Source organism: Pseudoalteromonas sp. TB64 (assembly GCF_000498095.1).
Taxonomy (GTDB): Bacteria; Pseudomonadota; Gammaproteobacteria; order Enterobacterales; family Alteromonadaceae; genus Pseudoalteromonas.
The window spans coordinates 21,033-34,690 of sequence record NZ_AUTQ01000217.1 but is presented as its reverse complement, the minus strand read 5'-3'; the positions used below and the strand labels follow the sequence as shown (position 1 = coordinate 34,690).

The following is a 13,658-nucleotide window of genomic DNA, read 5'->3' as shown; positions in this document are numbered from 1 at the left end:
CCTACCGTTATTTTACATGGCGATGAAATGTGTACACAAGATATTGAATATCAAAAGTTTCGTAAAAAAAGCCGTGGTTGGTGGTGGACAAAGTTAATGCTCGCAATGCCACTTTGGTATCGTAAAAAAGTTGCTCGTAATGCACGAGAGAAAAGTAAGCTTAGCCAAGCTGATAAGCCAATGGCAATTTTAGATGTTGTTGATGATGCTGTGCTTGCTACTTTTGCAAAACATAACGTTACCAATATGATTCATGGTCATACACATCGACCTAACGTGCATACTTACACTGTAAATGCACAAACGCTTACCCGCACTGTGCTCGGTGACTGGTACACACAAGGCTCGTACTTAGTTGTCACTCCAAAATCACAACGGTTAATTAGCACTCCTTTTGTATAAACTAAGGCATTGGGTTTTATTTAGTTTAAGCGCGAGCTAAAAAACGACTTTATTAGCTTGCACTTACGCGCCTCAAAACCTATCTCTTTAAGTGCATCAAATACTAAAAGCCTTTTATCTCTAAAATAGTTTAAAAACGATTTAATTTGATAGTGCAGGTACGCCACTGTGAAACTTAAAGTCGGTATCTGGAGTTGAAATAAGCTCTCGTTCTTTTTCACCAAAAAAGTTTACTCGCTCAGTAATATCAAACCCTGCAATCTCTTGAGCCAAAGTTAAATAGTCTTGGTAATGACGCGCCTCTGAGCGTAGCAACGAAATATAAAAATCACCCAAACGCTTATCAACATGTGGTGCAAGTTTGGCAAAACGCTCACACGAGCGCGCCTCGATATAGGCACCCACAATCAATTTATCGACTAATGCATCAGGCTCAAATGTTTTAACATGACGTAGCATACCTTTTGCATAACGACATGGAGTAATACTTTGATACTCAACACCATATTCATCCATAATTTCGAGCACTTGATAAAAGTGATGTAACTCTTCTTTTATCAGTAATACCATTTTATCAATTAAACCTTGCCCATATGGCGAATTAGATTTAGGAATTATTGACTTAGTTAATTTATTTTTAGCTGCTAAATCGCGCCAATTTCCTTCGCGCTTGTAAATAAGTGTTTCGAATGGTTTTAGCCATTCAAGTAATGCGTCACTGCCTTCTTTATCTACTGCATACTTACGTATTAAAAACATTGCACTTTGAGCCGCTTTTAATTCACAAATTAAATGATCAATTAAGATTATTGATAAGTTTTCTTTTTTAATTGCTTGCTCTACCCATTGCTCTGGCGTAGTACACAATAAAAAGTTATTAATAGGCTCTAAAAGCTTGCTGTGTGGCACGTTGGCTGCTCGTTACTTAGTAAATTTGATAGGTTGTTATTTTAACACGAAAAATTGCTCGAGATAAAATAAAGGCATATGCATTACTTAATTGTTAATAATGAGTTAACTTGACTTTGTAAAATAAGTGAACCATAACTGTACATGAACTGTATAAAAATAAACCAATAAAACAGCAATACGTTCCTTTTACGGAGTACACGCTATGTTACTAAATCACTTATGGGGCATTTATGCTCACCCGCTAGAAGAATGACAAACAATAGATAATCAACATGAGAGCTTAACTTACAGTTTATCTCATATTTTACTCATTGCTTTATTTCCCTCAATTATGGGCTATTACTCATCTGTATATTTAGGCTGGAGTATAGGCACTGGAGATCCCGTATTTCTAACGCACAATAGCGCATTACTTATTGCTGGCGCTATGTATGTTGCTTTAATTGGTGGTGTATTTGCCCTTGCCTATTTAGCTCACTGGATGGCAATAACATTTGGCTCAAAACCAACATTTACACAAACACTTGAACTAGCAGCATATACCGCAACACCTGTATTTATGTCTGCACTAGCTGCTTTTTGGCCTGTACTATGGTTTGTAGTATGTATTGGTATTATTGCATTAGCCTACTCGGTTTACTTGTTGTATACCGGCGTGCCAATACTTATGCACATACCTCAAGAACGTGGCTTCATTTATGCCAGCTCGGTTGTAACGTGTGGATTAATTTTGCTTGTTATTATTTTAGCTGTAACTGCAATGCTTTGGACAAGTGGAATTGTAAGCCCCATGTTCACTTAATTGTTTAAGCTTATTTAACTTAAATTCTAGCTAAAAAATTTAATAAGATACTAAAACATAATAGTATTTTAATTTAGAAAGAAATTTTTATTAGTAACAAAGCTAATTTGTGTATTAATAGCTGGCTTAGATAGGTTTACTACCCAGTAATTCAGATGGCTTAATATGCTAGTTTAATATGTTTATTTAATAGAGATATTCCCTTCCCTTTATTTTCTTCGCAAAAAAGGAGCTAATTAGCTCCTTTTTTTATGTTTAACGATTTTTATAGATTAAGTATTAATCAGCTTCGTTTTCATCTTGGTTATGTATTTCTAAACCTGAAGACATTGCACTTTCGCGTGTACTTTTAGCCGAATCATTACGTAACTTATCAATACGATTTAAATAGTTTTGATCAATATCACCAGTAATATATTGGCCATCAAATACTGAGGTTTCAAATTTAGTAATTTCAGGATTTTCTTGGCTAACTGCTGCAATTAAATCTTTTAACGATTGGAAAATCAACCCGTCAGAACCAATGCTTGCGTTAATATCTTCAACTTCACGACCATGAGCAATTAGCTCTGCAGCTGAAGGCATATCAATACCATACACATTAGGGAAACGTATTTCAGGAGCTGCCGATGCAAAATAAACGTTTTTAGCACCAGACTCTCGAGCCATTTCTACAATTTGTGCTGATGTAGTACCACGAACAATTGAGTCATCAACAAGCAATACGTTTTTACCCTTAAACTCACGATCGATCGCATTAAGTTTTTGGCGTACAGACTTTTTACGCATTTCCTGACCAGGCATGATAAATGTACGACCGATATAACGGTTTTTAACAAAGCCTTGACGGTAAGGTAAATCAAGCACACGTGCAATTTCTAATGCTACGTCGCATGATGTTTCTGGGATTGGAATAACTACATCAATGTCTTTATCAGCCCATTCACGTGCAATTTTTTCGCCTAGTTTAGTACCCATATTTACGCGTGTTGCATACACCGACATACGGTCGATTGTAGAATCAGGACGAGCGAAATATACAAATTCAAATATACACGGTGAGTAAGATGCTTTTTCTGTACAGCTTAATGAATGAAATTCACCAGCCTCAGTTACATAAATAGCTTCACCTGGCGCTACGTCGCGAATAAATTCAAAACCATCAGGTTTTAACGCAACACTTTCTGAGGCAAACATATACTCAGTGCCAACTTCAGTCTCACGCTTACCAAATACAAGCGGGCGAATACCATTAGGGTCACGAAAAGCAACAATACCATGACCAATGATCATCGCTATAGTGGCATAACCACCATTTACTTTATTATTAACTTCGGTTACCGCTGTAAAAATATCTTCAGGGTCTAAATGCAATTTATCTGACTTACTTAATTCGTGAGCAAGTACATTAAGTAAAATCTCTGAATCAGATGTTGTATTCACATGGCGACGAGCTTCTGAGAATAATTGCTCTTTTAGTGCTTCCGCATTAGTAAGATTGCCGTTATGGGCAAGTGCAATACCAAATGGAGAGTTAACATAAAAAGGCTGTGCTTCAGATGAGCTTGAAGATCCTGCTGTAGGGTAACGTACATGACCAAGACCAATTGTGCCTTGTAGTCGTTTCATATGACGGGTGTGAAAGGCATCTTTCACAAGGCCATTTGCTTTGCGTAAGCTAAACGTATTATTCTCAATGGTAATGATACCCGCGGCATCTTGACCACGGTGCTGCAAAACAGTTAAGCCATCATAAATCGCCTGATTCACAGGAGATGTTCCGACTATTCCAACGATACCACACATGTAATTTATCCTCGCCGATTAACGGTTTACTGAATTTAAAAAGCTCGAGTTGTTTTCAAGGTACGAAAAGAACCACTCAACAACAAAGCCAAATTCTGGAATCAAAATAGAATTGCCCCACCAGTGCGTATTGGGTGCACCAGTAAAAGCATCAAGAAAGAAGAGTAACGCGCTCACGACCAACACGCCTCGTAGAGCACCAAACACTATGCCAAAAACACGGTCGGTGCCCGATAACCCTGTACGATGTACAAGCTCACCTAAAATGTAGTTTAGTAAACCGCCTAACAGTAGCGTCGCAAAGAATAATATGGCTATGGCCGCCGCATTTCTTAAAAGGGGTTCAGAAATGGTTGTTAGGAAGGAAGCTAAATATTGGTAAAACAAACTAGAGATGATGAAGGCGCCAGCCCATACAGCAAGTGACATCGCTTCTTTAACAAAGCCGCGTATTAAACCGATGATGGTAGACAGTGCAATGATGCCAATAATGGCGTAATCAACCCAGATCATAAGAACCAATTAGTCGCTAATTTGGGGCGCATTCTATACCCAAACATCGTTAATATGCAAGTTTAAACGGGAGATAACTGACGGTAAATGAATACAAAAATTTAACATTAATATTCAAAAATGTTAAACCATAAATAGTTATATAAATACACTATATTGAAATTAAATAGCCTTGTTAAACAAGGCTATTTAAAATGATTATTTTGTTACTTCGTAACGAGTAACTTTACCATTTAACTTTGTAAGTACTTTAAGTTCAGGCAACTGTTTTTGTAACTCATTTTTATCAAGCGATGGTCCAACAAATACTTTAGTTAATGTACCGTTTGGCGTTTTAACCGGTTTAGTAAACGTTTTAAAGCCTTTCGCTTTGAGTTTAGCTTGTAATGCTTTTACATTCGCAACGTGAGAAAAACTACCTAATTGAACCACATAAGCCATGCTTGTTAAGTTTTCATCACTTGTACGAGGAGCAATTGGTTTTTCTTTTACAGGAGCAACCGGTTTCGCTGTTACTTTAGGTTTAGGATCAATTGTTACTTCAACAACTTTAGCCTCTGAAGCATAATCGCTTTCAGACATTGAGCTTTGCTCTTCAAAAGCTTCATCGTCAGCTTGAATATCTTCAATTTCATCTTGCTTTAATGGCTCNTCAGCCATATTTTCATCAATAGGTTCTTGAAGGTCGATTGTTTTGAACTCAGGGCTATCAGGAATAGCTTTAAAGCCTTCTTTATAATGCACTTTTTCGCCATCGAGTATATTAGGAATAAACACAATAGCTGCGATTACCACAATACTTGTTCCGACTAAGCGATTAATAAAACTTGAGTTCACCGACATTCTCTCTATTTTTTAAAGTAATTAATAGCGCCAGCAACTGTAAAAAATGAACCAAAAACAATTAAAACCGTATCGTTTTTTTGCTTTGGTAAAATTACACTCAGTGCTTCTGCTACGCTATTATAACCATGCATTATATTATGATCAGATATGTTCTGCAGAGCACTTTCTAAGTTGCTTGCAGTATCGCCACGCGGACCATTTAAGCTCGCTAATGACCACTCATCAACCAAGTGGCTAACCTCTTTAAGCACACCCGCTTTATCTTTATCAGCAAGCATAGCGGCTAATGCATGAATTTTAAAGCCTTTATCTTTAAAGCTTAACAACTTATTGGCTAAATAACGTGCTGACTCGGGATTATGCGCCACATCAGTAAATACTAATGGTTCACTGCTTAATTGCTGAAAACGCCCTTCTACCACTAAATCAGCTAAACAATTTTTTACTATCTGTTCACTAGGTAATAAATCTAAAACACACAAAACGGTTAAAGCAGTTGCCGCATTTTGACAAGGTATGGCTGGTTTTGCCAACTCAAAATTGTGCTCTTTATACTGCCAGTTAAAGCTTTCTGTATTTTCTTTAAAAATAAAATCGCTACCCGATAGAACCATATTAGCGTTTATTTTTTTACCGTAATCGGTCATGGTATGCGGAATATTTAAATCGCCAATAATGGCTGGTGTATTCTCGCGAAAAATCCCCGCTTTATCATAAGCAACTAATTCACGTGTATCACCAAGATACTCTTTATGATCTAAATCGATAGTTGTAATTACACTGGCAAAAGGGGTTACAATATTTGTAGCGTCAAAGCGCCCACCTAAGCCAACTTCTAAGAGTACGTAGTCAACGTTACAACGTTTAAAAATTGCCAGCGCACCCAAAGTACCGTATTCAAAATAAGTCAGTGGTGTATCTTTACGACCTTGTTCTAGTAAATTAAAAGCATCAACATGAAATTGATCAGCGAGTTCTTCGCCATTAACACGCACACGCTCGTTATAACGAATTAAATGAGGAGAAGCATAAGTACCTACACTAAAACCTTGTGCTAATAATAGCGATTCTAGGCAACGCGCTGTAGTGCCTTTGCCGTTAGTTCCGGCAATGAGGATTATTTTACTTGAGGTATTTAAAAGACCAATGTTATTGGCAACATTGTTAACGCGCTCTAATCCCATTTCAATATTAGCAGGGTGAACACTTTCTAAATAACAAAGCCAATCATCAAGGCTTGATGATTGGCTAGGAATTGTTTTTGTCATAGCATGAAATCAGTAAAACTAAAATTTATGCTACTCTATGCTCTTGTTCCGTAGAAGGCAAGTTCATAAATTTAGCTAAAATACGTGCAAGTGTATCTCGCATTTCACGACGATCTATAATCATGTCAATAGCACCGTGTTCAAGCAAAAACTCACTACGCTGGAAACCTTCTGGTAATGTTTCACGAACAGTTTGCTCAATAACACGAGGACCCGCAAAACCAATTAGCGCTTTTGGTTCAGCAACGTTAATGTCGCCTAACATAGCAAGCGATGCAGACACACCACCCATTGTCGGATCAGTCATTACTGAAATATAAGGTAAGCCTTTTTCAGTCATTTTTGCCAGCGCTGCACTTGTTTTAGCCATTTGCATAAGCGACATAAGCGCTTCTTGCATACGAGCGCCACCAGATGCCGAAAAGCAAATTAGTGGCATATTATGCTCTAAACATTGCTCTACTGCGTCAACAAAGCGTGCACCAACAACTGATGCCATTGAACCACCCATAAAAGAGAATTCAAATGCAACTGCGGCAACGGGAATGCCTTTTAAGCGACCTTTAATAGCAACAAGGGCATCTTTTTCACCACTTGACTTTTGTGCTGCGCTAATACGATCAGAGTACTTTTTAGAATCTTTAAACTTAAGAATGTCTTTAGGTTCATGCTGCACACCAAGCTCTTGACGATCGCCTTCATCTAAAAAGTTTTCAAGACGCTTACGACCACTAACGCGCATATGATGATCACACTTAGGACATACGTTTAATGACTTTTCTAATTCAGCTTTATACAAAATTGAATCACACGATGTGCACTTAGCCCAAACACCTTCTGGGATTTCTTTACGACCTGATGATTTTGTCGTTTTAGGTAAGATTTTTTCTAGCCAACTCATTTGCAACTCTCTTAATGCTGTTCTGTGTCGCGAGCCTGCCAATAGCAATTAGCAGACGGATTTTTTCAATTAAAACATGAATTACACTAACGCGGTATAAAAAACTGGTCTTAGTAGTTAGAAATGTTCATAAAAAGTACTAATAACAACCAAAATTAAACTCCAGCATCAGGTAAAAACAATGGTCCTAATGGCATTTTAGGGATATTAAATTGCTCAGGATAGTCAACATCTACTAAATATAAACCAGCAGCTTTAGCTGTCGCGCTTGCTTTTGCACGCTCTTTACAATCAAGCAGCTCTTTTAACCAAATAGGTTGCTGCTTATGTAAACCAATATCCATTAAGCTACCCGTTATATTACGGACCATATGATGTAAAAACGCATTCGCTTTAATATCAATTATAACGTAGCTACCTTGTCGGTGTACCGATAAATGATGAATAGTACGAGTGGGTGTATTCGCTTGACAATGAATCGCTCTAAAAGAGGTAAAATCGTGTTTACCAATTAAATACTGACATGCTTCCTGCATTTTCACTTCATCTAGCTGATGATGAAAGTGCGTAACCCCTTCATTTAGGACAGCTCCACGCAATGGTGAGTTATAAATAATATAGCGATAACGACGAGCTGTTGCACTAAAGCGTGCATGGAAATCATCAGCGACAGGTTGTGCAAAACGAATAGCAATATCTTTAGGCATTAGGGTATTCATACCCAATGTAAAAGCCACCATATCGCGTGGTGCTTCGGTTTCAAAATGTATTATTTGACCTGTACCATGCACACCAGCATCAGTTCGGCCTGCGCATACAACTTCAACAGGATGATTACAAATGCGTGACAACGCTTTTTCTACTTCTTGTTGTACGCTGTTTACATGTGATTGACGCTGCCAACCACTATAGCGTACGCCATTGTATTCAACTCCAAGTGCTACTCGCATAATTACTGCTTTACCTACTGTGCTAATGAACGAGACATTTTATGCTATCTATCGACGCAATAAAAGGAGGTGTAATGTAATACCAATTTTATTAAAAAAACGATTATTTTTACTGATGAGATATCTCGTTAACTAAATTTAAAATTATTAATACAAAACAAGCATATAAAATAATTTACGTTTTATTATTAAGCTACTTTTTCATCGTTATAATAGAACTCTAATTTAACACGATTGCTATAATCAAACTCGCACCTATAAAAAACCCGTAATTAGCATAACTAATTACGGGTTTTTTATGACTTTATTTATTATTTGAGTTTAGCTTTTAAGCTAAGCGCTTCCTCTTGAACCTCTTCAGGACCTTTATTAATAACCTCTTCAATTACTTTAAGTGCGGAGTCAAAGTCATCAATTTCAATGTAAGCACGTGCTAAATCTAATTTAGCTGAATAACCACCACTTTCGGCATCAACATCTGTTGGGTTGTCGCCGGCAAGTAAAGCTTCAAACTCCCCTAAGCCAACGTCCATATTTGCATCTGTGTAAGGCTCGTGTTCAAGCTCAGCCTCGTCACTTTCTTCTAATAATGAATCAATATCAACAAAGTCGTCTTCAGTAGAAGGCGTAGTAATACTTTCTTGCTCAACAGATTGTTCATTTAATATTGATTCTTCAACATCTAAATCTTCATTTAACAATGAATCAAAATCAACATCAAACTCACCACTATCATCAACATTAAACTCTTCTGGTTCTGCTAATTCATTAAGTAATGAGTCAAAATCAGTCTGTGTTAAATCAGCCATAAACTCATCATCGAGCTCATCGTCTGAAGCAATATTGTTATTTTCAGGTGTATCCGTTTTAGTAATTTCGGCTTCACGGTCTACATTTGTTTGCTCAGCTTCAAATTCCTCAGATAAACTTTCTAATAACTCGCTTGGCAATTCACTATCAGATTCAGGATGTAATTCTTCAAGATTAACATTCTCAACTGCACCATCATTTAGATCACTACTTAATGATTCTTCGCCTGATAGTTCAGGGTCTATTGTCGCTAATTCTGTATCTAATTCTGAAAAGTCATCGTCAATTAACAGTTCATCGTCAAAGTCATCTTCTAGGCTATCTAAATCATTTTCAGCGGCAAGTGCATTTGCTAAGTCTTGCTCTGTTTGGCTTGGCGATATCCCTTTGGCTTCACCATCTAAATCGTCGCCCTGTAACTCTTCTGGAATAAACGAGTCTTGCTCATCAGGAGTTAAAGTGTCGGGTTCATCTAAATCTAGAGGTTGAATCTCATCAAGCGCTGATGTTAAATCGTCAAGATCATTAACATCGGCTAAATCTTCTGATAAATCATCAAGCTCTCCATCTAATTGCTCAGATGGTATATCCACTGATTTATCATTATTTTCTAGAGAATCATCAAAATCAGCCTCTAAATCATGACCAAGCTCTGTATCTAACTCTGTTTCTAGCGTTGTATCTAGTTCAGTAAAGTCGTTATCAATTAACAACTCATCGTCAAAATCATCTTCTAAGCTATCTAAATCATTTTCAGCAGCGAGTGCATTTGCTAAGTCTTGCTCTGTTTGGCTAGGTGATATCCCTTTGGCTTCACCATCTAAATCGTCGCCCTGTAACTCTTCTGGAATAAACGAGTCTTGCTCATCAGGAGTTAATGTGTCGGGTTCATCTAAATCTAGAGGTTGAATATCATCAAGCGCTGATGTTAAATCGTCAAGATCATTAACATCGGCTAAATCTTCTGTTAAATCATCAAGCTCTCCATCTAATTGCTCAGATGGTATATCCATTGATTTATCATTATCTTCTAGAGAGTCATCAAAATCAGCCTCTAAATCATGACCAAGCTCTGTATCTAGCTCTGTTTCTAGCGTTGTATCTAGTTCAGTAAAGTCGTTATCAATTAACAACTCATCGTCAAAGTCATCTTCTAAGCTATCTAAATCATTTTCAGCAGCAAGTGCATTTGCTAAGTCTTGCTCTGTTTGGCTTGGCGAAATACCTTTGGCTTCACCATCTAAATCGTCACCTTGTAACTCTTCTGGAATAAAAGACTGCAGCTCATCAACATCTAACGGTTGATTATCATCGAGCTCTAATTCAGGGTATTCATCTAATTCCTCGCTCGGTGTTACCGTATCAGTATCTAGAGGTTCATCTTCGAGCAATAAATCTGAGTTAGTATCATCAGCTAATGGATCGTCTCCTAAATCAACTTCAACCTCTTCAATTTCGTCATCTAAATCGTTTAACGACCATTCAGGTGATTCAACATACTCTTCATCTTCTACCTGTTGTAGTTCACTTAAAAGATCGTCAATACTTTTCAATGCGTCATCGTTGTATTCTTCAAGTGCATCTTCTGGATCTAATAAAGTTTTTGAAGTGTCTGAGAAATCATCGGTAATTAGCTCATCTGTATCAAACTCTGGCTCTTCTTCAAGCGCAGGCTCTTCTTCAAGCGCAGGCTCTTCTTCAAGCGCAGGCTCTTCTTCAAGCGCAGGCTCTTCTTCAAGCGCAGGCTCTTCTTCAAGAGCAGGCTCTTCTTTAAGTTCAGGCTCTTCTTCGAGCGCAGCCTCTTCTTCAAGCTCAGGCTCTTCTTCAAGCTCTGGTTCTTCTTCAAGCTCAGGCTCTTCTTTAAGTTCAGGCTCTTCTTCAAGCTCAGGCTCTTCTTCAAGCTCAGGCTCTTCTTCAAGCTCAGGCTCTTTTTCAAGCTCAGGTTCTTCTACAAGCTCAGGCTTTTCTTCAAGCTCAGGCTCTTCTTCAAGCTCAGGCTCTTCTTCAAGCTCAGGCTCTTCTTCAAGCTCTGGTTCTTCTTCAAGCTCAGACTCTTCTTTAAGTTCAGGCTCTTCTTCAAGCTCAGACTCTTCTTTAAGTTCAGGCTCTTCTTTAAGTTCAGGCTCTTCTACAAGCTCAGTTTCTTCTTCAAGTTCTGGCTCTTCTTCAAGCGCAGGCTCGTCTTCAAGTTCAGGCTCTTCTTCAAGCTCTGGCTCTTCTACAAGCTCAGGCTCTTCTTCAAGCTCTGGCTCTTCTTCAAGCTCTGGCTCGTCTTCAAGTTCAGGCTCTTCTACAAGCTCTGGCTCTTCATTTAATGTAGATGCTAAAGATTCAATATCATCCACACCTAACTCTTCTTGAGCTTCAGCTAAATCTTCTATCGAATCAGCGAGTGCAGCATCAATATCTGTATCACGTTCAATTGGTTCTTCTAGTTTTGCCGATTCGTCAATTAAGCTGTCGATATCGTCTAAATCAAAGTCATCACTTTCTTCTACTAATGATTCAACTGGCTTATCATCTGCAGCTTCATCTATTAAGCTGTCGATATCATCTAAATCAAAGTCATCACTTTCTTCTGCTAGTGATTCAACTGGCTTATCATCTATTAAGCTATCGATATCGTCTAAATCAAAGTCATCACTTTCTTCTGCTAGTGATTCAACGGGTTCATCATCTGCAGCTTCATCTATTAAGCTGTCGATATCATCTAAATCAAAGTCATCACTTTCTTCTACTAATGATTCAACTGGCTTATCATCTGCAGCTTCATCTATTAAACTGTCGATATCATCTAAATCAAAGTCATCACTTTCTTCTACTAGTGATTCAACGGGCTCATCCGGCGTATTATCATCTGCCACACCATCAATTAAGCTATCGATATCGTCTAAATCAAAGTCATCGTTTGCGAGTGATTTAGTTTGAAGTTCTGAGTCTGTATTTGTTTGATCTAAAAGATCGTCAATATCAAAGTCATCGTCATCAGCAAGTTCTTCGCTAAGTGCAGCGATTTCATCATGAGACTCTAAGCTGTCTTCATCTTCTACGTCACTTAGTTTTGTGGCATCAAATTCAGGTAAGCTGTCATCTTCATCAAATAAGCTATCTAGATCCTCATTACTTAAAATATCATCGTTATTTGATGGCTCTTGAGTTAAATCTAAATCTATATTTTCTAAGGTATCATCTGATGGTTCATCAAATCCTTGTTGCATGAAAATGTCGAGTTCATCGTCATCCATATTTTCATCGTCAAAAACAATATCGTCACTCAATAAGCCCTCTAATTCGTCTTGATCTAACAAACTATCTGATTCTGAAAAATCATCTACATTGTCATCAAGTAAATCATCGTCTGGCAACATCTCGTTTTCGAGGTTATCGTCTAATTGAACACTTAAGTCATCTAACGGATCTGGAATTATAGGATCATCACCAAGCGCTTCGTCTAAATCGTCGTCAGCACTATAGCTTGGAGTTTGCGGTAAAAAGTCATCATCTGACTCTGTATTTTCTGCATTATCGGATTTTTTACGTAAAAACATTACCACAGCAAAAATTATCAGTAAGCCTGGGATAAACATTAGTAGCGCAAGTACAATTGGATTAGATAATAGCGTCGAAAAATCAAACTCATCTTCAGGTATTACGTCTTTAACCTTTTGCTGCTCTATTATTTCGTTTTGCTTAAGTATTAATTCTTTTAACTGCAGTTGTATTTCACTGTCTTTGCCTAGTTGCTGGCGAACATTTTCAAGCTCATTAGAAATACCTGTTAGTTGTTTTTTTAAGTTATTATTTTCAGTTAATATGTCTTCAACACTGTTGACAGAATTTCTAAACTGCTGTTGTAATTCAACTAACCTGTTACTTTGATCTGTTTTAATTTCTTTTATTTCTTTTTGTAGTTCTTTCTTTGCGTCGTCTACATCTACTTTACGGGCTTGAGTAACTTGGGTTTGAGCAGAGTTAATTTCTGTTTGTGTAAGAGTGCCGTTTTTTTTCTTTTCCCATAAACCATCATCTTGCTCTGAGCGTTGCTTTGCTAATTGCGGGTTTACACGTCTTATTTCGGCTATCGTAGGTATTTTTAAATAACTACCATTTTGAATGTGATTAAGGTTTTTTTCTAAAAATGAGTCTGGATTTTTTGCATATAAAGCCTGCATAACTTGATAAATACTTACCGAATTATCTGGACGCACTTTTGCAGCTATACGCCACAAAGTATCTGTAGACTTTATAGGCCCAATAGTTCGACCTTGCGCACCATAGTCAACGCCTTTAGGTCCCTTTAATTGGGTACTGTCTTGAGAGTAAACTGACGTTACTATCAATGCAGACGCTAATATAATAAGTGTAGCTAAACCGCGCATGCTGATCCTTTACTGTTTAAATGTTGGTGCAACACCAAAAAAAGTGGGTACCTAAACATTGATTATTCT

General features: G+C 37.6%; 10 protein-coding genes. 2 read left to right on the top strand and 8 right to left on the bottom strand.

The features are described from left to right. Positions 1 to 402, top strand: a 402-nt coding sequence (locus tag L647_RS0118150; protein ID WP_024612301.1) for a UDP-2,3-diacylglucosamine diphosphatase, incomplete at its 5' end; no start/stop codon positions are given. A 141-nt stretch (positions 403 to 543) separates the two neighbouring features. Here L647_RS0118150 and miaE read toward each other — a convergent pair. Continuing rightward, positions 544 to 1,311, bottom strand: a complete 768-nt coding sequence (gene miaE, locus L647_RS0118145) for a tRNA isopentenyl-2-thiomethyl-A-37 hydroxylase MiaE (protein WP_024612300.1) — start codon at positions 1,309 to 1,311, stop codon at positions 544 to 546. 262 nt (positions 1,312 to 1,573) lie between these two features. Between miaE and L647_RS01000000124535 the strand changes: the two genes are divergently transcribed. Further along, entirely contained in the window at positions 1,574 to 2,116 is a 543-nt protein-coding gene (locus tag L647_RS01000000124535) for a Yip1 family protein (RefSeq protein ID WP_253948902.1), read from the top strand. Positions 2,117 to 2,395: 279 nt separating this feature from the next. On the opposite strand, the gene purF is transcribed toward L647_RS01000000124535, so the two are convergent. The 7 genes from purF to L647_RS0118105 form a co-directional block, all read right to left on the bottom strand. Beyond that, a complete protein-coding gene (gene purF / locus L647_RS0118135) occupies positions 2,396 to 3,922 on the bottom strand; it encodes an amidophosphoribosyltransferase (protein WP_024612299.1) in 1,527 nt (508 codons plus the stop codon). 18 nt (positions 3,923 to 3,940) lie between these two features. Continuing rightward, on the bottom strand, positions 3,941 to 4,435 hold the full coding sequence (locus L647_RS0118130) for a CvpA family protein (RefSeq protein ID WP_007376853.1): 495 nt from the start codon (positions 4,433 to 4,435) through the stop codon (positions 3,941 to 3,943). Positions 4,436 to 4,633: 198 nt separating this feature from the next. Beyond that, the gene (locus L647_RS0118125) at positions 4,634 to 5,272 is read right to left on the bottom strand and encodes an SPOR domain-containing protein (protein WP_024612298.1); all 639 of its coding nucleotides are present in this window, start codon (positions 5,270 to 5,272) and stop codon (positions 4,634 to 4,636) included. Positions 5,273 to 5,283: 11 nt separating this feature from the next. Beyond that, positions 5,284 to 6,549 carry a bifunctional tetrahydrofolate synthase/dihydrofolate synthase gene (gene folC / locus L647_RS0118120; RefSeq protein ID WP_024612297.1) on the bottom strand — a complete coding sequence of 422 codons (1,266 nt, stop codon included), beginning with the start codon at positions 6,547 to 6,549 and terminating at the stop codon, positions 5,284 to 5,286. Between the two features lie 25 nt (positions 6,550 to 6,574). Next, positions 6,575 to 7,450 (bottom strand): acetyl-CoA carboxylase, carboxyltransferase subunit beta, encoded by an 876-nt coding sequence (accD, locus tag L647_RS0118115; RefSeq protein WP_024612296.1) that lies wholly within the window; start codon positions 7,448 to 7,450, stop codon positions 6,575 to 6,577. Positions 7,451 to 7,605: 155 nt separating this feature from the next. After that, complete coding sequence (gene truA, locus L647_RS0118110; protein ID WP_024612295.1) at positions 7,606 to 8,400, bottom strand: tRNA pseudouridine(38-40) synthase TruA; 795 nt, start codon at positions 8,398 to 8,400, stop codon at positions 7,606 to 7,608. Positions 8,401 to 8,711: 311 nt separating this feature from the next. After that, positions 8,712 to 13,589, bottom strand: coding sequence for a FimV/HubP family polar landmark protein (locus L647_RS0118105; protein ID WP_024612294.1), 4,878 nt, complete (start codon positions 13,587 to 13,589; stop codon positions 8,712 to 8,714). Positions 13,590 to 13,658: the final 69 nt, after the last annotated feature.